Raw genomic sequence first — 20,342 nt, 5'->3', positions numbered from 1 at the left:
TGTGCCTGCCCTTGATGCCTTCCCGAGCGGCGCAGGCGCCGGCAAGTACCCATGCGCCGGGGGCTGACCTGGTGAGCGTGAGGGGCCGGTGGGCCGGGTGGAGGCCGTGAATGGCCGCCCGGCCCGGCAGCGGAGATGCTGCTCGTATGACTGACGCGGACGGTGCGGACGGTGCGGACGGCGACGGGATCCGGGTTGCCTCGCCCGTGGGGCGCTGGGTCGTCCTGACCACTGTGCTCGGGTCCAGCATGGCCCTGCTCGACTCGACGGTCATCAATGTGGCCCTTCCCCGAATCGGCGAGGACCTCGGAACCGATCTGGCGGCCCTGCAGTGGACCGTCAACGCCTACATGCTCACCCTGGCGGGACTGATCCTGCTCGGTGGTGCGCTCGGGGACCGGTTCGGGCGGCGGAGGGTGTTCGTCCTCGGGGTGGTCTGGTTCGCCGTGGCCTCGCTGCTGTGCGGGATCGCGCCGAACGCGGAGGTGCTGGTCGCCGCGCGGGCGTTGCAGGGGGTCGGGGGCGCGCTGCTCACCCCCGGTTCGCTCGCGATCATCCAGGCGAGCTTCCACCCCGACGACCGGGCCCGTGCCGTGGGGCTCTGGTCCGGGCTCGGCGGGGTCGGGGCCGCTGTCGGGCCGTTCCTCGGAGGGTGGCTGGTGGACGGGCCGGGGTGGCGGTGGGTGTTCCTGCTCAACCTGCCGCTCGCCGCCGTCTGCGTCCCCGTGGCCCTGCGCCACGTACCGGAGTCCCGGGACCCGGAGGCCCACGGCCGCTTCGACGTGCTCGGTGCCGCCCTCGCCGCACTCTCGCTCGCGCTGGTCACCTATGCGCTGATCGAGGTCCCGGAGCAGGGCGCGTCCGTCACGGTGATCGGTGCGGCACTGGGAGGAGTGGCCCTCGGGGTGGCCTTCGTGCAGGTCGAACGGCGCCGTGCCGATCCCATGGTGCCTCCGTCGATCTTCGCGTCGCGGCAGTTCACGGCCGTCAACGTCGTCACGTTCTGCGTGTACGCGGCCCTGGGCGGATTCTTCTTCCTGTCCGCGATCCAGCTCCAGGTGGTCGCCGGCTACTCGGCGCTCGGCGCGGGCACCGCGCTCCTGCCGACGACGGTGCTCATGCTGCTCTTCTCCGCGTCTGCGGGCGACCTCGGGCGGCGCATCGGGCCCCGCATCCCGCTCACCGTCGGGCCGCTGCTGGCGGCCGCCGGGATGCTCCTCATGCTGAGGGTCGGCCCCGGCGCCTCCTACCCGCTGGACGTCCTTCCCGCCGTGCTGGTGCTGGGCCTCGGCATGGTCACCCTCGTGGCGCCCCTCACCGCGAGCGTGCTGGCCGCAGTGGACACCGGCCGGGCCGGGCTGGCCAGCGGCATCAACAACGCGGCCGCACGGGCCGCCGGGCTGCTCGCGGTGGCCGCGCTCCCGCTGCTGGCCGGGATGGGCCCCGAGGCGTACCGGGACGCCGGGGAGTTCGCCTCGACGTTCCGGCGGGCCATGCCGATGTGCGCGGGTCTGCTGGCGGCGGGCTCGGTGATCGCCTGGTGGGCCGTGCGGAAGCCTCCCGAGGCCCGGCCGGAGCGCCGCCCGGAGTGCTCGGTGCACTGCGGTGTCTCGGCCCCGCCATTGGAGCCGGACCCCCGCCCCAGGCACACTTGAACCATGTCCATCCACGAGAACCTTCTCGGGGGCCCTGCCCCGACCCATCTGCCCGACGACCCGGAGCCGCGCGAGCTGCTCGCGAGCGGCACGGCTCCCGCCGACGTCGCCGCGAAGTACCCCAAGTCCTCGCTGGCCTGGGCGCAGCTCGCCGACGAGGCGTACGAGGGCGGCCGGATCGTAGAGTCGTACGCGTACGCGCGCACCGGCTACCACCGCGGGCTCGACGCCCTGCGCCGCGCGGGCTGGAAGGGCCACGGCCCCGTCCCGTTCGAGCACGAGCCGAACCGCGGCTTCCTGCGTGCCCTGCACGCCCTCGCGCGTGCCGCGCAGGCGATCGGCGAGCAGGACGAGTACGAGCGCTGCTCGACCTTCCTGCGCGACTCCTCGCAGACCGCCGCCGACATCCTGAGCTGATACGGCCCCGCCTTCCGGGCCCCGCGGGCAGCAGCCCGCGGGGCCCGACGCGTTCCGCGGAAGGCCGTTAGGATGCCGAACAGGGGACCGGAGCTCCACCACCTCAGAGGAAGGGGCGGACCGCTACCCGGAAGCTCGTGTCGAGGAGACAGAAATGTCGACGAACCACCCCGACCCCGAAGCCACCGGTGCGGAGACCCCGCACCTGGACTTCGCGGGAACGACTCCGTACGAGGACTACGTCCAGGCGGATGTACTGACCCACCTCCAGCACCTGCGCTCGGACGATCCCGGCGAGATGGTCTTCCTGGTCACCACCCAGGTCATGGAGCTGTGGTTCACGGTCATCGTCCATGAGTGGGAGACGGCGGCCCACGCCCTGCGCGAGGACCGCATACCCGTCGCCCGGGACGCGCTGAAGCGCTCGCTGCGGGAGCTGGAGGCGCTGAACGCCTCCTGGAAGCCGCTCGCCGGCCTCACCCCCGCCCAGTTCAACTCCTACCGGGGTTCGCTCGGCGAAGGATCCGGTTTCCAGTCGGCGATGTACCGCCGGATGGAGTTCCTGCTGGGCGACAAGTCCGCCTCCATGCTCGTGCCGCACCGGGGCGCGCCCCGTGTCCACGCGGAGCTGGAGAAGGCGCTCCACGAACCCGGTCTCTACGACGAGACGCTCGCCCTGCTGGCCCGCCGTGGATACGCAGTGCCCCGGTCGGTACTGCGGAGGGACCTGTCGCAGAAGTACGAGCCGTCCCCCGAGGTCGAGGCCGTCTGGGCCGAGATCTACGCCGACGCCGACCAGAACGCCGAGCTCGTACGGCTCGGCGAGGTGCTGACGGATGTCGGCGAGCTGGTGTGGCGCTGGCGCAACGACCATCTGACCGCGACCCGGCGGGCGATGGGTTCGAAGACCGGGACCGGCGGATCGGCCGGGGTCGCCTGGCTGGAGAAGCGGGCCACCAAGAGCGTGTTCCCCGAGCTGTGGACGGCGCGTAGCCATGTCTGACTTCAAGGAGCGCGCCGAGGCGCTCGACACCGCTGACGAACTGGCCTCGCTGCGCGAGCTGTTCACCCTCGACGACACCGTCTACCTCGACGGCAACTCGCTGGGCGCGCTGCCCCGCCACGTGCCGGCGCGCATGCAGGACGTGATCACCCGTGAGTGGGGCGCGCTGCGCATCCGCTCCTGGGGCGAGAGCGGCTGGTGGACCGCGCCCGAGCGGATCGGCGACCGGATCGCCCCGCTGGTCGGGGCGGCCGCCGGACAGATCGTGGTGGGCGACTCCACCAGCGTGAACGTCTTCAAGGCCGTCGTCGCCGCGACCCGCCTCGCGGGCGAGGGGCGGGACGAGATCCTCGTCGACGCCACGACGTTCCCCACGGACGGGTACATCGCCGAGTCGGCGGCCCGGTTGACGGGTCACCGTGTCGTCCCCGTCGACCCGGCCGACGTGGGGGCCTCCCTAGGCCCGCGCACCGCGGTCGTCCTGCTGAACCACGCCGACTACCGCTCGGGCAGGCTGCACGACCTGCCCGGCCTCACCGCCGCCGTCCACGAGGCGGGCGCGCTCGCCGTCTGGGACCTGTGCCACACCGCGGGTGCCCTGCCGGTGGGCCTCGACGCGCACGGTGTGGACCTGGCCATCGGCTGTACGTACAAGTACCTCAACGGCGGCCCCGGTTCGCCCGCGTACCTGTACGTCGCCGAGCGGCATCAGGCTGCTTTCGACTCGCCCCTGCCCGGGTGGACCTCGCACGCCGACCCGTTCGCGATGACACCCGGGTACGCCCCCGCGGACGGTCCGGTACGGGGCCGGGTCGGCACTCCGGACATCCTGTCCATGCTGGCGCTGGAGGCGTCGCTCGACGTGTGGGACGGCGTATCGGTGGACGCCGTACGTGCCAAGTCCCTGGCGCTGACGGACTTCTTCCTGGAGTGCCTCGCCGCCTACGCCCCCGAGGGCCGGGTCCTGCCGGTGACCCCGGTGGCCCACGCGGAGCGCGGCAGTCAGGTCTCGCTGCGGTGCGACGACGCGGAAGCGGTGATGGGCGCGCTCATCGAGCGGGGTGTGGTGGGCGATCTGCGCCTTCCGGACCTCCTGCGCTTCGGTTTCACCCCGCTGTACGTCGGTTTCGCCGACGCGGAGAGGGCGGCGCGGATCCTCGCGGAGGTGCTGGCGGTCTGAGCGTCCGCCGCCGTGCGGGTCCATCGTCCGGGCCCGTGCGGCGGCGACCCGTCGTACTGGTACCGTCCCCGCAGGTCAGTCCAGTTGGGCACGGGCACAGGACGGTTGGAGCAGCATGTCGGATACTCCCGCGCGTGACCGCGACGCCGCCGAGACCGAGTCGGCGTTCGCACATCCGGTGGTCGCCCCCGACGGGTCCGCGGCCTATGGGAGCCACCCCGACCAGGTGATCGACTTCTTCGCGCCGCGGGACGGCCGGGCCGGAGCACCGCTCGTCGTGCTCCTCCACGGTGGAGCCTGGCGGGCGCCGTACGACCGGCAGCACGTGTCGCCGTTCGCGGACTTCCTCGCGCGGCGCGGGTTCGCCGTCGCCAGCGTCGAGTACCGGCGCGGCGGGGAGATCCCGCAGCAGGGCACGGCCGGCCCGGTCGCGGGGCGCTGGCCCGAGACCTTCGACGACGTGGCGGCGGCGATGGACGCCCTGCCGGCGCTGGCGGCCCGGGAACTGCCGGGGGCGGACCTGCGCAAGACCGTGGTCACCGGTCACTCGGCGGGCGGGCAGCTCGCCCTGTGGGCGGCAGCCCGGCACGTCCTCCCCGAGGGCTCCCGGTGGCGGCTGCCCGCCGCACCCCCGCTGCGCGGCGTGGTCGCGCTGGCGCCGATCGGTGACTTCGCGAGCGCGGTGGAGCTGGACGTCTGCGGTGGTGCGCTGCACCAGCTCCTCGGCGGCGCGGACGACTTCGAGGCGCGCAGCGCGCACGTCGATCCGGCTCTGCTGCTGCCGACCGGGATCGCCACGGCCGTCGTCCAGGGGGTGGAGGACACCACTGTGCCGCAGGCCGTCACCGAGGCGTTCGTGGACGCCGCGGCCAAGGCCGGTGAGATGGTGGGGCTGACGCTGCTGGACGGGGTCGGGCATTTCCCGCTGATCGACCCGGCGGCGGACGCCTGCGCGGTGGTGGCCGAGGAGATCGCCCAGCTGGCCTGGTAGTACTTGCGACGGACGGCGAAGGATCCACATCACTGCTGACGACCGGGGCGGGCGTGGCCCCTACCGTGGAAGCGTGACCGAGACCAAGACCCAGAGCCCGGAGCGCCAGGCGGCCACGGCGGCGATAGACAGCCTTCGTCAGGACCTGCTCCACAACGTGTTCGACTACCGCCCGCTGGGCCCGCTGGGCACGGACGGACCCGTCATCCGACGCCTCCCGAAGCCGTTCCGCAAGGGCGCCGTCTGGTTCCCGCACGCGGTGGTGGGCATGGTCGCGCTGATCTCGCTGCTGGAAGGCGTCTTCATCGCGAACACCTACTCCCCGTTCGGCGTCACGACGCTCATCACCGCGTTCCTCCCGGCCGCCACGCTGATGATGACGCTGATCCGTCCCGTCCTGGCGTTCTGGGTGTCGATCGTGTCGACGCCGGTCGTCGCGGTCGTGGGCAGCGACGGCTGGCCCTGGCCGCCGGCGGCCTTCGCCTGCCACCTGGGTGTGCTCATCGTGGTCGCCGCACGGACACGGCCTCGCACCGCCGCGTGGATGTGGCTGATCACCCTGTCCGTCGGCAGCCTCCTGTGGAACATCGGGCCCGGCTTCACCAACACGGCGCCGATGGCCGTTGTCTCCGCCTTCGGTCTGCTTTTCGTCGCCCTGCTGCAGGTACGCCGCGAGGGACAGCGAGAGGTGACCGTGCAGCGCACCGTCACCGCCGTCGAGCGGGACCGGCGCACGCTCCTGGAGGAGCGCACCACCATCGCCCGTGAGCTGCACGACGTCGTCGCGCACCACATGTCGGTCGTCGCGATCCAGGCCGAGGCCGCCCCGTACCGGGTGGAGAACCCGCCGCCCGAGCTGGAACAGGCCTTCGCCACCATCCGCGAGAACGCCGTGGCCGCGCTCACCGAGCTGCGCCGGGTGCTCGGCGTCGTACGCGCGGAGGACTACGAGGCTCCGGACGCCCCGCAGCCCACCCTCGCCGAGATCGGCCGGCTGCTGGACAACGTGCGGGAGACCGGACTGGAGACGGAGAAGACGGTCACCGGGGCGGTGCGGGTACTGCCGCAGGGCGTCGAGCTGTCGGCGTACCGGATCGTCCAGGAGGCACTGAGCAACACGCTCCGGCACGCGCCGGGCGCCACGGCCAAGGTGGAGATCGGCTACGTGCTCGGCGGACTGGGCCTGCGCGTCGTCAACGGCCCCGCGCGAGGGCTGGTCAAGCCGTCGCCGGGCGCCGGACACGGAATCACGGGGATGCGGGAGCGGGTCGCGATGCTGAACGGCGAGATGACGGCCGGGGCCACCGGGGACGGCGGCTACGAGGTCGCCGTGTTCCTCCCGGTGACGGCGGAGCGGGTCGAGGCAGGTGAGGGAGCATGAGCGAAGCGCCCATCCGGGTCCTGATCGTCGACGACCAGATGATGGTCCGCGAGGGATTCTCCGTACTGCTCAACGCGATGCCCGGAATCGAGGTCGTCGGCGAGGCCGTCGACGGGCGGCAGGCCGTCTCCCAGGTCGCGGCACTCCGGCCCGACGTCGTGCTGATGGACATCCGCATGCCGGAGCTCAACGGCATCGAGGCGACCCGCGAGATCGTCGCAGCGGACGCGGACGCCAAGGTGCTCGTCCTGACCACGTTCGACCTGGACGAGTACGTGTACCAGGCCCTGCGGGCCGGCGCCTCCGGCTTCCTGCTGAAGGACGCCTCGGCCCGGCAGCTCGCCGAGGGCGTACGGGTGGTGGCGTCCGGCGAGGCGCTCCTCGCTCCGACGGTGACCCGGCGGCTGATCACCGAGTTCTCGAGGATCGCCGATGCGCCACGGCCTCCCGCCATGGCCAGGATGGGCGACCTCACGGAGCGGGAGACGGAGGTGCTCGTGCTGATCGCCCAGGGACTGTCGAACCTGGAGATCGCCTCGCACCTGGTGGTCGCCGAGTCGACGATCAAGACGCACGTGAGCCGCGTCCTGGTGAAGCTCGGACTGCGGGACCGGACCCAGGCGGCGGTGTTCGCGTACGAGGCGCGGCTGGTCACGCCCGGATAGCGTCGGCTCATGCACGTGTCCTTCGACCCCTGGTCCCCGGCGTTCGTCGCCGACCCCTACCCCGCCTACGCCGCGCTGCGCGCCACCGGCCGGGCGCACTACTTCGAGCCGACGCGGCAGTGGCTCGTCCCGCACTACTCCGATGTGTCCGGGCTGCTGCGCGACCGGCGGCTGGGGCGGACGTATCTGCACCGCTTCAGCCACGACGAGTTCGGGGTGACCGCCCCGCCGGCGGCCCACGAACCGTTCCACACGCTCAACGGTCACGGGATCCTCGATCTGGAGGCCCCTGACCACACCCGGATCCGGCGGCTGGTCGCCAAGGCCTTCACGCCCCGCAGGGTCGAGGCGCTCGCCCCGACCGTGGAGCGGCTCGCCGCCGGGTTCGTCGACGACTTCGTGGCGGCGGGCGGCGGCGATCTGCTGAGCCAGGTCGCCGAGCCGCTCCCGGTGGCCGTCATCGCCGAGATGCTCGGTGTCCCGGAGGCCGACCGGGGGCTGCTGCGGCCGTGGTCGGCGGCGATCTGCGGGATGTTCGAGCTGAACCCGCCGGAGGAGACCGCGCGGGCCGCCGTCCAGGCGTCTGTCGAGTTCTCCGCCTACCTGCGCGAACTGATCGAGGCGCGGCGCGCGGACCCGGGGACCGACCTGATCTCCGGGCTCATCGCCGCCCACGACGACGAGGACCGGCTGACCGAGCAGGAGATCATCTCCACCTGTGTGCTGCTGCTCAACGCAGGTCACGAGGCGACGGTCAACGCCACCGTCAACAGCTGGTGGATGCTCTTCCGGCACCCGGAGCAACTGGCGGCCCTGCGCGGCGACCACGGCCTCCTGCCGACCGCGGTGGAGGAACTGCTTCGCTACGACACCCCGGTACCCATGTTCGCGCGCTGGGTCCTCGACGACATCGAGATCGACGGCACCGTCATTCCGCGCGGCTCGCAGGTCGCGCTGCTCTTCGCCTCGGCCAACCGGGACCCGGAGCGCTTCGCCGACGCGGAGACGCTGGACCTGTCCCGGCAGGACAACCCGCACATCTCGTTCGGCGCGGGCATCCACTACTGCCTGGGCGCCCCGCTGGCCCGCCTGGAACTGGCTGCTTCCTTCGGCGAGTTGCTCCGCAAGGCGCCCGGGATGCGGCTGACCGCGGAACCGGAGTGGAACCCGGGGTACGTGATCCGTGGACTCCGGGAGCTACTCGTCGAGATCTGAGACGAGGGCGCCCGAGAGCCGGATGTGATCCGGGTTGTGAGGGTTCGCCCAGGTGTGGAGGCCCCATGTGGCCGCGGCGAACACGCCCGCGGTGCACACGGCCGCGACGAGGGCCCGGTACCGCAGGGGGCCACGCCTGCCGAGCAGACGCAGGGTCAGCAGCCAGGTGAGCGGGGGTATCAGGATGCCGGCGAGCAGGACGAGGGGCAGCTCCGTCCACAGGACGGAGAGGTCCCTTCCGTGTCCTTCGAAACCGGCGCCCAGATGCCGCTGGGTGCGGCCCGAGGAGCCCCAGACGTACAGGGCGGTGGCCGCCCCGAGCGCTGCCGCCGCACACCCGCCGTATCCCGCCGCGTCACGTTGTTCCATGTGCCTCATGACGTACGTGCGCGCTGGGCCGGTTCCCTATTTCGTCTGCAGGTCACGGCGCCGGAAGCCCTCCAGGCCGAGCAGCACCAGGGCGGCGGCGACCAGTGTGAGGACAGCCATGGGCGTCCAGTCCATGGGAGCCGCGGGCAGCTGCGGGACGTGCCCGAAGGGGGACAGTCCGTTCATCCAGTCCGGGAACCGGAGCAGTTGGCCCAGGTAGCCGGTCACGAACGCGTACGCCGGCACCGCCCACGCGGCCTGGGCCGCCCGCGGCAGCCAGCCGAACAGGACGGCGGCCACACCGGCGGTGACCCACAGGGCCGGTGCGTAGGCGAGTGCCGCACCCGTCAGTGAGAGCACCAGCCCGGAGTCGCCGGCCGACGCCGCCCCGGCGAGGCCGATCCCGAGTCCGGCGAGCAGGAGCAGCGCCGTGCCTCCGGCGAGGGCGACCACGAGATGGCTGCCCGCCCACCGGACACGGGAGAGGCCGGTCGCCAGGAGCGGTTCGGCGCGGCCCGAGTTCTCCTCGGCCCGGGGCCGGAGGGCCGCGGTCACGACGTGGACGGAGGCGACCACCGCGAGGATCACCATGATCATCGAGGCGAACGACTCTGCCGGGCTCGCGCCGCCGATCCTCCGGAGCGCCTCCTGGATCTGGTCGATGTTCTTCAGCATGTCGTCGGCCTCGCCCAGGATCGACCCGTACATCGCGCCCATCAGGAAGAGTCCGGCCCCGAACCCCGCCAGCACCGAGCGGTGCAGACGCAGCGCGAACCCCAGCGGCCGGAGCAGCGCGCCGGACGCCGTCGGGCGGCCCGGCCGGGCGGCACGGAGCCCCGCGCCCACGTCCCGTCGTGCGGACAGGACGAATCCGGCACCGGCGAGGAGGGCGGCTAGTGCCGCGCAGAGCAGCAGCGGCCACCAGCGGTTGTCCACGTAGGGGTAGGTGCGCTGGACCCAGCCGATCGGGGAGAGCCAGGAGAGGGCGTCGTCGCCGCCCGCGTCACCGGCGGCCCGGAGGGCGTACGCGAGACCGACGGCTGCCAGCGCCATGCCGGAGGCGCCCCGGGTGTGAGCAGTGATCTGCGTGGTGACCGCGGCGACGCCGGCGAAGACGAGGCCGACGGCGGCGTGCGCGAGGCCGTAGAGGAGCGAGCCCGTGGTGCCGCCCGGGGCCAGGTCCATCGCTCCGAGCCCGACGGCGAGCAGTGCGGCGAGCGAGAGGTTCGCGACGACGGCGACCCAGAGTGCGGCGGCCAGGTGTGCGTGGCGTCCGACGACGGTCGCGCGGACCAGCTCCGCACGGCCGGTCTCCTCCTCCTCGCGGGTGTGGCGGGTGACGGCCAGGACGCTCATGAGGCCGACCAGGACGGCCAGGAAGCCGAGCATCTGGTGGCCGAGCATCGAGCCGAAGGTGTAGTCGTCCAGATAGTGCCGGGGCCCGGTCATGGCGAGCCCGGCGGGGCTGTCCATGGTGCCGAGGACGGCGGCGCGGTCCTCGGGGGCGGCGTACAGGGTCTTGAACTCGTCGGCCGTGGACAGCGTGCCGAGGAACAGCGCGAGGACCCACACGGGCAGCCTGACGCGGTCCCTGCGCAGGTTGAAGCCGACCAGGGCGAGGGTCCCGGTCAGCGCTCCGTGACCGGCGGAGGTGCGCGTCGTCGTGGGGGTGCCGGTGCCGGTGCCGGTGCCGGTGGCGGCCGTGGCGCTCATCGCGCGCTCCCCGGACCCGAGGCGCCGGCGGGGCCGTGGCCGGGGCCGTTGGCGGCGAGCTCGTCGCCGTAGTGGCGGAGCATGAGCTCCTCCAGGGTCGGCGGGTGGCTGATCAGGCCGCGTACGCCGAATTCGGCGAGCTTGCGCACGGCGCCGTCGAGGTGGGCGCCGTCCACGGCGAAGCGCACCCGGCCCCCGCTCCCCGTTCCGTCGGCGGTGACCTCCAGGGAGTGCACACCGGGCAGCTGGTCGAGCCCGTCGGCCGGCCGGTCCGTCTCGGCCTCGATCGTCGTACGCGTGAGGTGCCGCAGCTCGCTCAGCGACCCCGACTGCACGGTCCTCCCGAGGCGGACGATGCTGATCCGGTCGGCCAGTCTCTCGACCTGGGCCAGGACGTGGCTGGAGAGCAGCACCGTCCTGCCCGCTGCCTTCGCCTGAAGGATGACGTCCTGGAAGACCACCTCCATGAGGGGGTCGAGCCCGGCGGTCGGCTCGTCCAGGAGCAGCAGTTCCGCGTCGGAGGCGAGTGCGGCCACGATGGCCACCTTCTGGCGGTTGCCCTTCGAGTAGGCCCGGCCCTTCTTCGTGGGGTCGAGGCCGAAGCGCTCCACCAGCTCGTCGCGGCGCCGTCTGTCGGCCCCGCCGCGCAGACGCGAGAGCAGGTCGATGGCCTCGCCGCCGGTGAGGCCGGGCCACAGCTCCACGTCGCCGGGCACGTAGGCCAGGCGCCGGTGCAGCTCCACGGCGTCGTGCCACGGATCCTTCCCCAGCAGCTGGGCCGCCCCCGAATCGGCGCGCAGCAGCCCCAGCAGGACCCGGATGGTGGTCGACTTCCCGGCGCCGTTCGGCCCCAGGAAGCCATGGACCTCGCCTGCCTCGACGGCGAGGTCGAGGCCGTCCAGTGCGTGTGTCCGCCCGAACGACTTGTGCAGTCCGGCCACGGTGATTGCCTTCGTCATTTTGTGAAAATACGCTCGCTTCACAAAATTGTGAAGTTAAGGAAGCGTATAAAGTTGGGTCGTGATCAGAGCAGAGAAGGCGGCGGAGGCCATGGCCAACGGGACCGGAGAACCCGGGGGCGCGGAGGTCGGCGCGGGTGCCGGGCGTGACGAGGACGCGGCGTCGCGCTTCGTCGAGCGCTTCGCGGCCGAGATGACGGAGGCCGGGATGCAGCGGATGGCCGCCCGCGTCTTCGCGTCCCTCCTCGCCGACGACGACGGCTCCATGACCTCGGCGGACCTCGGCAGGCAGCTACGGATCAGCCCGGCCGCCGTTTCGGGGGCGGTCAGTTACCTCAGCCAGGTCAGCATGGTCGGCCGGGAAAGGGACCCCGGCTCACGCCGTGACCGCTACCGCCTGCGCGACGACGTCTGGTACGCCACCTTCGCGAGCCGCGAACAGGTGCTGACCCGGTGGGAGCGCACGCTGAGGGAGGGCGCGCGCTCCCTCGGCGAGGACACCCCGGCCGGTGCCCGGCTCGTGGAGACGGCGGAGTTCTTCGAGTTCATGCAGGCCGAGCTGGTCGGCGTCATGGCCCGGTGGCGCGAGAGCCGCAGGACGGCCGGCTGAGGGCGGTGAGTTCCGTGGTCCGCGAGGCCGGTGAGTTCCGTGGTCCGCGAGGTCGGTGAGTCCCCAGGGGTCCGCGAGGTCGGTGAGTCCCCAGGGTTCCGCGAGGTCGGTGAGTTCCGAGAGTTCCGAGGTCTGTGATTTCCCTGGGGCCCGGGCGGCCTCAGGCGCCCGTCGTGGGCAGCACCAGCCCCCAGGCGCCCGCGCGGACCGTCCAGGTGCGGGTCCTCACGGGACCCGCGACCTGTATGTCCGCGCGGTAGCGGAAGTCCGGGCCGGAGACCGTGACCGCCTTGGCCTCCACCGTGTGCGTGTCGCCGGAGGCCGTGTGGATCACCACGTCCGCCAGGCCCCCGTCGCCCTGGGCGGCCATCGAGACGCCCTCGACGGGCCGGTCCAGGTCGTTCAGCAGGACCCCGTCCGCCTCCACCCGCAGCCGATGGCTGCGGGAGGGGCCGGAGGGCGAGGGAGGGGCCGGGCGGACCAGGGACGCCACGAGGGTGCGGCAGGTGTCCCAGACCGTGTGGTGCGCGCCCGGTGAGGGTCTGGTCGCCGGGATGCGCAGCTCACCGAGAACGACTCCGTCGCTGTCGTCGACGAGCAGATCCAGCCGGCGGGCCGTCCCGTCGAGCGCGGTTCGTGCCGCCGCGACGGCACCCGTGGGCACGCCGAGTGCGTGGGCGAGTTCCAGCGTGTGCGCCGCGCCGACCGGGATCAGGGCGAGCGTGCTGTCCGCGAGCTCCCGTTCCCGGTGGAGCTGGGACACGGCGCGCAGCAGCGCGTGGTCGTCGCCGACGACGACGGGGCGTCGCGAACCCCGCCGGGACAGGGCCCTGGCGAACTCGTCAGGGCTGTCCGCGAAGCAGATCTTGGCGTGCGCGCCGGCGCTCAGCACGTCCTTCGCGATGCGCACGGACTCGCCGTCGTAGCGGCGGGCAAGGGGGTCGATGAGTACGAGTAGCTGGTGGTCGCCGTCGCCGGGGGGCTCTGCAGCCGACACCTCGGTCCTTCCTCGGGTAGCATCTTGGTGCAAGAGCCCCTTGCGCTATTGCGCCAGGGGCTTCGTCTATTCCGGGGCACCCGGTTCGACGGCTCAGGCTTTGCCGCACATCGTCGTGCGGCAGGTACGACCTTTACGTACGCCCCCTGACCTTGGACATGCCCCGCCCGGAAGGGGTGTACGCCTGTGCCCGCACTTGTGCTGCTCGGTGCTCAGTGGGGTGACGAGGGCAAGGGGAAGGCCACCGACCTCCTCGGTGGATCCGTTGACTATGTGGTGCGTTACCAGGGCGGCAACAATGCCGGCCACACGGTTGTCGTAGGCGACCAGAAGTACGCACTGCATCTCCTCCCCTCCGGAATCCTGTCGCCGGGGTGTACCCCGGTCATCGGTAACGGTGTCGTCGTCGACCCGGCGGTCCTGCTCTCCGAGCTGAGCGGTCTGAACGAGCGAGGCGTCGATACGTCCAAGCTCCTGATCAGCGGCAACGCTCATTTGATCACTCCGTACAACGTCACCGTCGACAAGGTGACGGAACGCTTCCTCGGGAAGCGCAAGATCGGTACCACCGGGCGCGGTATCGGCCCGACGTACGCCGACAAGATCAACCGCGTGGGCATCCGCGTCCAGGACCTCTACGACGAGTCGATCCTGGAGCAGAAGGTCGAGGCGGCGCTGGAGCAGAAGAACCAGCTCCTCGCCAAGGTCTTCAACCGGCGCGCGATCGAGTCCGGCAAGATCGTCGAGGAGATGCTCCAGTACGCGGAGCAGATCAAGCCGTACGTCGCCGACACGACGCTGATCCTGAACAACGCCATCGACGAGGGCAAGGTCGTCCTCTTCGAGGGCGGCCAGGGGACCCTGCTGGACGTCGATCACGGCACCTACCCCTTCGTCACCTCGTCGAACCCGACCGCGGGCGGCGCCTGCACCGGATCCGGCGTGGGCCCGACGAAGATCAGCCGGGTCATCGGCATCCTCAAGGCCTACACCACCCGCGTCGGTGCCGGACCCTTCCCGACCGAACTTCTCGACGAGGACGGCGAGGCGCTGCGCAGGATCGGCGGCGAGCGCGGTGTCACCACCGGCCGCGACCGCCGCTGCGGCTGGTTCGACGCCCCGATCGCGCGGTACGCGACCCGGGTCAACGGCCTCACCGACTTCTTCCTCACCAAGCTGGACGTGCTGACCGGCTGGGAGCAGATCCCGGTGTGCGTGGCGTACGAGATCGACGGCAAGCGCGTCGAGGAACTCCCTTACAGCCAGACCGACTTCCACCACGCGAAGCCGATCTACGAGATGCTGCCGGGCTGGTCCGAGGACATCACGAAGGCCAAGACCTTCGACGACCTGCCGAAGAACGCGCAGGCGTACGTGAAGGCGCTGGAGGAGATGTCCGGCGCCCCGATCTCCGCGATCGGTGTCGGCCCGGGCCGTACCGAGACGATCGAGATCAACTCCTTCCTGTAGGAGATTCCCAGCTCTCCCTCGGGAGCAGCGCGACGGCGGCCGGGCCTTCCCTCGTGGAAGGTCCGGCCGTTCCGTTCCGCACGGCCACCCGCGCAGCTCCGGGCCGTGGCGCGTCCGGCCCCGCGTCCACCCGCGGCGGGGAGCACGCGGAGCCGCCCCGGACCGCGCGGACCGCTGCTCCACGGGCCGGCGGGGTGAGCGCGGCCCCGTCGAGCCGTGCGTGACCGGGCACCGGCCGGAGGCGGCATGGGAAGGGGTGTCCGAGGGGCTTACACGGCGCGGACGGCAGGAGGGGGTGCCTGCCGCCCACGCCGGGACCCACGGTGCTGCCGGGGGTGCCTGCCGCCCCCGCCCGCCCACGGCGGCGCTTACTCGGGGAGGGTCCAGTCCTCCCCGCAGAGCCGCATGCCCTTCGGCGTCGCGCAGGGCAGGTGGCCGTTGGTGCGCATGATCTCCTCGCCGTAGTTGTCGAGGTAGTTCAGGAACCCGGCCACCAGGGAGTTCGCGGGCGGCGATCCGTAGGTGTACGCGTATTCGATCTCACGGTACGGGTAGCTGCTGGTGGCGATCGTGTCGACCGAGGGGGTGGTGCCGTCGATGGCTGTCCGGTGCGCCCCGTCGGGCACCGCGCCGCCCCGGAGTTCGGTGTAGCCGATCGCGCCGTCGAGGCGGGCGACCTCGGCCAGGACCTGGTCCGTGCCGTCGAGCTCGCAGCGGAGTACCGGGGCGTCGGCGTAGTCCTTGGTGGTGCAGTCGCGTGAGGACGTGGCGGGCTCGTTGGCGTCCAGGACACGGCGCTGGAACACCTCCCTGGTCCCGGAGTTGGCGTCCCGGCTGACGAGCCGGATGTCCAGGTCGGGGCCGCCCTCCACGATCTCGTTCCAGTTGCGGACCTCGCCGGCGTAGATCCGTCTGATCTGGTCCAGGGTGAGGTCCTTCACCGGCACCGTGTCGTTGACGACGAGGGAGAACAGCGAGATCGCGACCCGCTTCCCGTGCAGCTCGGTGAGAGCGGCCGGCCGGGGGCCGTCGGACAGGGCGATCATGGAAGGGGAGCCGGCCGATCCGGCCTTGGCGCCCGTGGCGTCGAGCTTCCGCACGCCGGCGTTGCTGCCGTGGATGTCCAGGCGGATCCTGGCGCCTTCGCACTCGTCCTCGTACTTCTCCTTCAGCTCCTCCATGACCGGCCTGAAGGCAGTGGAGCCGGTGACGGTGAGGGTGCCCTTGGCGCAGTCCATCGGCGGCGGGGAGTCGTCCCGTACGACGATGATGCCGGCGAGCGTGACCACGCAGGTGGTGAGGGCCACGGTGATGATCCTGGACGCCTGGCCGAACAGTGGAGGTTTCTCGTCGGGGCGGGCGGCCTTGTTCCGCGCCACGGCACCGTCCCGGATTCCCCCGGTGACCTTGATCGGGCCGCCCACGTGCGAACCGGTGAGCAGGACCAGGAGCTTGAAGTGCTCGTTGCGGTTGAGCGGGACGCGTGGCAGCCGGATGACCGATCCGTCGTGCCGCAAGCCGGCCGCCGGGGTGAAGTGGTCCATGAGGTGATCGGCGTCCGACGAATGGGTCACGGCGATCCCTCGGACCGTCCGTCCGGTGAACTCCACCGTCAGCCCGTTGAGTTCACCGCGTCCGGTGTAGTCCTCGTCGCCGATCGACTGTGAGCCGTCGTTCTCGATGCGCAGCAGGACGAGAGTGGCGTCGGCCATGTCCGGGGTCTCGTCGAAGAGCCCGAGACGCACATTGGCCCGGCCCTGGCTGACTTCGCTGCCTATGGGGGTGTCCATCTGCACGCGGTAGCCGATGCGTTTGCGGCGTGGGACGCGGCGTTCGTACCAGAGCACGCCCGCCGACGTCGCGACGCCCAGGAGGGCGGTGAGGACGGCGATGACGTTCTCGGGGGTGAACAACCAGTCCATGGTGCTCGCGCTCCCTCGTGGGTGCGGTGTGCCGGATGGCGTCACCGTACGACCGGGAACCGGGTGGTAGGAGAGCCTCCGGATTCCTTCCGGTGAAGTTCGTCTCGCGTTCAACCAGCTTCTGTGGAAGCAGAGTTGAGGAGGATGCGCCAGAGGGCGAGTTTTGGTCTAGACCTTGACAGGTCCAGACCATCGACGCTTCAGTTGGTGCAACCCCCCATGACGGCGCACGCTCAGCGCGGCGCCGCGCCGAAGGAGTGATCACGTGGCCAAACGTGTCATGAGCCTGATCGTCGCACTGGGCGCGCTCATCGCGACGTTCGTCTTCCTCCCCGTCTCCACCGCTTCGGCTGCCGCCTGCGCCCCGGCCTGGAGCGCCTCCGCCGTCTACTGGGGCGGTGGCTCCGCCTCGTACAACGGGCGGAACTGGTCGGCGAAGTGGTGGACCCAGAACGAGCGGCCCGGCACGGCCGACGTCTGGGCGGACCAGGGCAGCTGCGGCGGCGGCACGGACCCGGGGACACCGAACCCCTCGGGCTTCGTCGTGAGCGAGTCGCAGTTCAACCAGATGTTCCCGAGCCGGAACTCGTTCTACACGTACAGCGGCCTCACCGCCGCGCTGAGCGCGTACCCCGGCTTCGCCAAAACCGGCAGTGACACGGTCAAGAAGCAGGAGGCGGCGGCCTTCCTCGCCAACGTCAGCCACGAGACCGGCGGGCTGGTCCACATCGTGGAGCAGAACACCGCGAACTACCCCCACTACTGCGACACCAGCCAGTCGTACGGCTGCCCTGCCGGTCAGGCCGCCTACTACGGCCGTGGGCCGATCCAGCTCAGCTGGAACTTCAACTACAAGGCCGCCGGTGACGCGCTCGGCATCGACCTGCTCGGCAACCCCTGGCAGGTGGAGCAGAACGCCTCCGTGGCCTGGAAGACCGGTCTCTGGTACTGGAACACCCAGTCGGGACCCGGCACCATGACGCCCCACAACGCGATGGTCAACGGCGCCGGCTTCGGCGAGACCATCCGGTCCATCAACGGCAGCCTGGAGTGCAACGGCGGCAACCCCGGACAGGTCCAGAGCCGCATCGCCAAGTACCAGGCCTTCGTCCAGATCCTCGGCACCACACCCGGCTCGAACCTGAGCTGCTGACCCGGCCCCACCCCGGGGAGAGGGGGCGCGCCCGGCACCGGCCGGACGCGCCCCCGTTTCGTGCCTTCGACAGGCCGGCGCACCCCCGCCGAGGCCGCCCCTCGACCCGGTGGACCCGCCGCTCTCGTCCCGGGCCGCCGCTTCCTTCGCGTGCGGGGCCGCCCGTTCCGTGTCCGGCGCCCCTCGGGCGGCGACGGCCCCGATTGGTCTTCAGGGGAGCGGGGTTGGCAGGATCACGCGCCATGTACACGGACAGCACCGGCACCCCGCCCACGACCACCGAGGCCCACCTGGCCCTGATCGACAGCTCCCTCGCCCTGCCCTTCCCGGAGGGGGAGGAGAGCGAGGACAGCGAGATGCACAGCAGCGGACCCGGACACCATCTGCTGATCCTGCGGGCCAGCCGGGACTTCTGGGACGACCGGTCCGCCGAGGTCGTAGAGCCCGCCGAGCAGGAGATCGAGGACGGGTTCAGCGCCGTGGCGACCGCGTTGAGCGAGCGATGGGGCGAGCCGGAGACGGTCGACCTCTGGCCCTATCTGGAACGGGACGAAGGGGCTGACATGGCCCCGGAGCCGATGGGGCAGCTCTGCAACCTCGCGGGCAGCATGCAGGTATGGCGTGTGCCCGGAGGCACTCGCTGGCTCGGTCTGGCCGTGGGGCAGGCGGATCCGGAGTTCCCCATCTGGCTGCTCGCCGCCGTGGGAGAGGCGAAGGTGCTCCCTGCGTGAGCGCCTTGCCCCGGGCCTGCGGCGCGGTCTGGTCAGGCGGGGCGGCAGCGCCGGCAACGGCGTGGGCCGACGACAGCGGCGTGGGCCGTCGGCCACGGTGCGGGCCGATGACAGCGGCGGGCCGACGACAGCGGTGCGGGCCGACGACAGCGACCACCCCCGTGAGCCGCTGCCGCCGTGCCGTCCGGACGTCCCCCGACGTCCCCCGACGTCCCCCGACGTCCCCCGAACGTCCCGGAACACGCTGCGGACTCTAGGGGGACCCGGCGGCGCGCCGGGAGATTCAATTCGCACCGTGTGGCTCCCGACGGGTATCAGACCGCACAACCTGACCGGTACTCTGCACTCCGGTTTCGGGGAGGAACGGAGAAGACGTGCGGGCTCACGAACGGGCCGACGACGTACTGCTGATGTACCGGCTCGCGCGGACCGGTGGATCGCCCGAGCTGCTGCGCAGGCTGGCCCAGCGTGCGGAGGGCTGGGCCGGGATCCTGGACGGAGGCGGCACGGTGCTCCAGGCCGTGGCCGGGAACGTACGGTGGCCGGGCCATGAGGCGGCCGGGCTCGCCTCCCGGGCGGCGAGGGAGCTGACGGCACGGGGGACCGGTTCGTACTCCCTGGACACCGACGAGTGCTCCGCGCTTTTGCTCCCCCTCGACCGGAAACCCGAGAACCACGGCCCGGTCCTCGCTCTCGTCGCACCCAAGCCGCTGCCCGGCGGGCTGACCACGCTGATGGCCGACGCGGTGATGCCGCTGGCCCTTTCCTGGGCGTCGGAGAGCGTCGAACGCAAGCGGCGGCGGGTGGACCTGGCGGAGTCCCGGGGGCGTGAGGCCGTGCTGCACCTGCTGATGACGGGCCAGCTTTCCATCGCCCATCAGGTGGCAGGCGCCCTGCGGCCGAAGCTCCCTGATCCCGTGCGCGTCTGCGTCGTCGAGTGTTCCGGCGGACAGCGGGACGAGGTGGCCCGGATCTGCGCGGACGCCTCGGGCGGCCGTACCTGGATCGTGCGCTGCCCGGTGTACGCCCGCCATCTGATCCTCATCGTGCCCGCGGACGAGGAGACGGAGGCGGAAGGGCCGGAGGAGGGCCGCACCCTCGGTCTGGCAGTCGCCGGACTCGTGGACGACTGCGTCGTGGGCGTCAGCGAGGAAGTGCGGCTGCCCGACACCGCGACCGCCTACCGGCAGGCCTTCCACGCGCTCGCCGTCGCCCGTGGAGTCCCCGGGCGTCACGCCAGATTCGGCGCCGCCCAGGAGCCCGCGCTGGTCGTCGGCGCCGCCGGGGCGCGGTGGGCCGATGTCCTGCTCGCGCCCCTACTCACCCATCTGCCGCGCCGCTCGCAGGACCCGGGCAGCCAGGAACTGGCGGCGACAGTCGCGTCCTGGCTGGCGTTCTCCTCCCACGCCACCCAGCACCTGAAGATCCACCGCAACACCCTGGCCTCCCGCCTGAAGCTCGTCGGTGAACTCCTCGGCCTGGACCTGAACCGGATCGCGGACCAGGCGGCCGTCGACCTGGCCCTGCGGATCAGGGCCACCCCCGCGCTGCACCGCACGCGTCGGGAGGGGCCCGCGGTCTCCGAGGACCTCGACGTGGTTCTGCGCGCCCCCGGCGTCCAGGACTGGGCCGTCCAGCAGCTGCGACTCCTCGGCCGGGCCGGGCCCATGGGCGAGGAGACCCTGAGGACGTGGCTGCGCTGCGAGGGACAGCTGAGCCCGGCCGCGGCCGAACTCGGCATCTCGGTGCCCGGTGCGCGCAAGCGCCTCACCCGGCTCGAGGCCCTGCTGGGCCGGTCGCTGCTCCAGGCGCCGAGCGCGCGCTACGACCTGTGGCTCGCATTCCGGACGGTGGATCTCGCGGCCTGAGCCGACCGGCCCGGCCTCGCGGCCGTCTCAGCCCGTTTTGCAG

The 20,342-nt window shown here is 71.8% G+C and carries 18 protein-coding genes; 13 read left to right on the top strand and 5 right to left on the bottom strand.

The window, feature by feature from the left end:
- Positions 1 to 146 precede the first annotated feature (146 nt).
- The 8 genes from HED23_RS33725 (at position 147) to HED23_RS33690 (ending at position 8,507) form a co-directional block, all read left to right on the top strand.
- Positions 147 to 1,655, top strand: coding sequence for an MFS transporter (locus tag HED23_RS33725; RefSeq protein WP_203187095.1), 1,509 nt, complete (start codon positions 147 to 149; stop codon positions 1,653 to 1,655).
- A gap of 3 nt (positions 1,656 to 1,658) precedes the next feature.
- The gene (locus HED23_RS33720; RefSeq protein ID WP_203187094.1) at positions 1,659 to 2,072 is read left to right on the top strand and encodes a DUF3151 domain-containing protein; all 414 of its coding nucleotides are present in this window, start codon (positions 1,659 to 1,661) and stop codon (positions 2,070 to 2,072) included.
- Between the two features lie 154 nt (positions 2,073 to 2,226).
- The gene (locus HED23_RS33715) at positions 2,227 to 3,075 is read left to right on the top strand and encodes a tryptophan 2,3-dioxygenase family protein (protein ID WP_203187093.1); all 849 of its coding nucleotides are present in this window, start codon (positions 2,227 to 2,229) and stop codon (positions 3,073 to 3,075) included.
- Positions 3,068 to 4,255, top strand: a complete 1,188-nt coding sequence (kynU, locus tag HED23_RS33710; RefSeq protein ID WP_203187092.1) for a kynureninase — start codon at positions 3,068 to 3,070, stop codon at positions 4,253 to 4,255. The genes HED23_RS33715 and kynU overlap by 8 nt, the downstream gene beginning before the upstream one ends.
- A gap of 115 nt (positions 4,256 to 4,370) precedes the next feature.
- Positions 4,371 to 5,246: an alpha/beta hydrolase gene (locus HED23_RS33705; protein WP_203187091.1), complete on the top strand. Its 876-nt coding sequence runs from the start codon at positions 4,371 to 4,373 to the stop codon at positions 5,244 to 5,246.
- 73 nt (positions 5,247 to 5,319) lie between these two features.
- Positions 5,320 to 6,627, top strand: a complete 1,308-nt coding sequence (locus HED23_RS33700) for a sensor histidine kinase (RefSeq protein ID WP_203187090.1) — start codon at positions 5,320 to 5,322, stop codon at positions 6,625 to 6,627.
- Entirely contained in the window at positions 6,624 to 7,292 is a 669-nt protein-coding gene (locus HED23_RS33695) for a response regulator (RefSeq protein WP_203187089.1), read from the top strand. The genes HED23_RS33700 and HED23_RS33695 overlap by 4 nt, the downstream gene beginning before the upstream one ends.
- Positions 7,293 to 7,301: 9 nt before the next feature.
- Positions 7,302 to 8,507 (top strand): cytochrome P450, encoded by a 1,206-nt coding sequence (locus HED23_RS33690; RefSeq protein ID WP_203187088.1) that lies wholly within the window; start codon positions 7,302 to 7,304, stop codon positions 8,505 to 8,507.
- Here the strand turns inward: HED23_RS33690 and HED23_RS33685 are convergent.
- The 3 genes from HED23_RS33685 to HED23_RS33675 are packed head-to-tail and all read right to left on the bottom strand — an operon-like array spanning position 8,490 to position 11,548.
- Positions 8,490 to 8,876, bottom strand: a complete 387-nt coding sequence (locus tag HED23_RS33685; RefSeq protein ID WP_203187087.1) for a hypothetical protein — start codon at positions 8,874 to 8,876, stop codon at positions 8,490 to 8,492. The genes HED23_RS33690 and HED23_RS33685 overlap by 18 nt on opposite strands.
- 36 nt (positions 8,877 to 8,912) lie before the next feature.
- Positions 8,913 to 10,589 (bottom strand): ABC transporter permease, encoded by a 1,677-nt coding sequence (locus HED23_RS33680; RefSeq protein ID WP_203187086.1) that lies wholly within the window; start codon positions 10,587 to 10,589, stop codon positions 8,913 to 8,915.
- Positions 10,586 to 11,548, bottom strand: a complete 963-nt coding sequence (locus HED23_RS33675; RefSeq protein ID WP_203187085.1) for an ABC transporter ATP-binding protein — start codon at positions 11,546 to 11,548, stop codon at positions 10,586 to 10,588. Before HED23_RS33675 ends, HED23_RS33680 begins: the two co-directional genes overlap by 4 nt.
- Before the next feature lie 91 nt (positions 11,549 to 11,639).
- Between HED23_RS33675 and HED23_RS33670 the strand changes: the two genes are divergently transcribed.
- Entirely contained in the window at positions 11,640 to 12,158 is a 519-nt protein-coding gene (locus HED23_RS33670) for a GbsR/MarR family transcriptional regulator (RefSeq protein ID WP_203187749.1), read from the top strand.
- Between the two features lie 160 nt (positions 12,159 to 12,318).
- On the opposite strand, the gene HED23_RS33665 is transcribed toward HED23_RS33670, so the two are convergent.
- Entirely contained in the window at positions 12,319 to 13,155 is an 837-nt protein-coding gene (locus tag HED23_RS33665) for a diacylglycerol kinase (protein WP_203187084.1), read from the bottom strand.
- 186 nt (positions 13,156 to 13,341) lie between these two features.
- On the opposite strand from HED23_RS33665, the gene HED23_RS33660 reads away from it, so the two are divergent.
- Positions 13,342 to 14,625, top strand: coding sequence for an adenylosuccinate synthase (locus HED23_RS33660; protein ID WP_203187083.1), 1,284 nt, complete (start codon positions 13,342 to 13,344; stop codon positions 14,623 to 14,625).
- Positions 14,626 to 14,993: 368 nt separating this feature from the next.
- Here the strand turns inward: HED23_RS33660 and HED23_RS33655 are convergent, their stop codons facing one another.
- Positions 14,994 to 16,547 (bottom strand): substrate-binding domain-containing protein, encoded by a 1,554-nt coding sequence (locus tag HED23_RS33655; protein WP_203187082.1) that lies wholly within the window; start codon positions 16,545 to 16,547, stop codon positions 14,994 to 14,996.
- Between the two features lie 265 nt (positions 16,548 to 16,812).
- Here HED23_RS33655 and HED23_RS33650 point away from each other — a divergent pair, with 265 nt between their 5' ends.
- The 3 genes from HED23_RS33650 to HED23_RS33640 all read left to right on the top strand — a co-directional run bounded on the left by HED23_RS33650 (position 16,813) and on the right by HED23_RS33640 (position 20,299).
- Positions 16,813 to 17,700 (top strand): glycoside hydrolase family 19 protein, encoded by an 888-nt coding sequence (locus HED23_RS33650; protein ID WP_203187081.1) that lies wholly within the window; start codon positions 16,813 to 16,815, stop codon positions 17,698 to 17,700.
- 242 nt (positions 17,701 to 17,942) lie between these two features.
- Positions 17,943 to 18,431, top strand: coding sequence for a hypothetical protein (locus tag HED23_RS33645; protein WP_203187080.1), 489 nt, complete (start codon positions 17,943 to 17,945; stop codon positions 18,429 to 18,431).
- Positions 18,432 to 18,841: 410 nt separating this feature from the next.
- A complete protein-coding gene (locus tag HED23_RS33640) occupies positions 18,842 to 20,299 on the top strand; it encodes a PucR family transcriptional regulator (RefSeq protein ID WP_203187748.1) in 1,458 nt (485 codons plus the stop codon).
- Positions 20,300 to 20,342: the final 43 nt, after the last annotated feature.

The sequence above is a fragment of the Streptomyces pratensis genome (assembly GCF_016804005.1).
In the GTDB taxonomy this organism is placed as follows: domain Bacteria; phylum Actinomycetota; class Actinomycetes; order Streptomycetales; family Streptomycetaceae; genus Streptomyces; species Streptomyces pratensis_A.
This window is presented reverse-complemented; position numbering and strand designations above follow the sequence as displayed.

Bases quoted from the DNA above. Each gene is read 5' to 3' on its own strand.
- HED23_RS33725 (WP_203187095.1), top strand. From the start codon at position 147: ATGACTGACGCGGACGGTGCGGACGGTGCGGACGGCGACGGGATCCGG.
- HED23_RS33720 (WP_203187094.1), top strand. From the start codon at position 1,659: ATGTCCATCCACGAGAACCTTCTCGGGGGCCCTGCCCCGACCCATCTG.
- HED23_RS33715 (WP_203187093.1), top strand. From the start codon at position 2,227: ATGTCGACGAACCACCCCGACCCCGAAGCCACCGGTGCGGAGACCCCG.
- kynU (WP_203187092.1), top strand. From the start codon at position 3,068: ATGTCTGACTTCAAGGAGCGCGCCGAGGCGCTCGACACCGCTGACGAA.
- HED23_RS33705 (WP_203187091.1), top strand. From the start codon at position 4,371: ATGTCGGATACTCCCGCGCGTGACCGCGACGCCGCCGAGACCGAGTCG.
- HED23_RS33695 (WP_203187089.1), top strand. From the start codon at position 6,624: ATGAGCGAAGCGCCCATCCGGGTCCTGATCGTCGACGACCAGATGATG.
- HED23_RS33690 (WP_203187088.1), top strand. From the start codon at position 7,302: ATGCACGTGTCCTTCGACCCCTGGTCCCCGGCGTTCGTCGCCGACCCC.
- HED23_RS33685 (WP_203187087.1), bottom strand. From the start codon at position 8,876: ATGGAACAACGTGACGCGGCGGGATACGGCGGGTGTGCGGCGGCAGCG.
- HED23_RS33680 (WP_203187086.1), bottom strand. From the start codon at position 10,589: ATGAGCGCCACGGCCGCCACCGGCACCGGCACCGGCACCGGCACCCCC.
- HED23_RS33675 (WP_203187085.1), bottom strand. From the start codon at position 11,548: ATGACGAAGGCAATCACCGTGGCCGGACTGCACAAGTCGTTCGGGCGG.
- HED23_RS33670 (WP_203187749.1), top strand. From the start codon at position 11,640: ATGGCCAACGGGACCGGAGAACCCGGGGGCGCGGAGGTCGGCGCGGGT.
- HED23_RS33655 (WP_203187082.1), bottom strand. From the start codon at position 16,547: ATGGACTGGTTGTTCACCCCCGAGAACGTCATCGCCGTCCTCACCGCC.
- HED23_RS33645 (WP_203187080.1), top strand. From the start codon at position 17,943: ATGTACACGGACAGCACCGGCACCCCGCCCACGACCACCGAGGCCCAC.
- HED23_RS33640 (WP_203187748.1), top strand. From the start codon at position 18,842: ATGTACCGGCTCGCGCGGACCGGTGGATCGCCCGAGCTGCTGCGCAGG.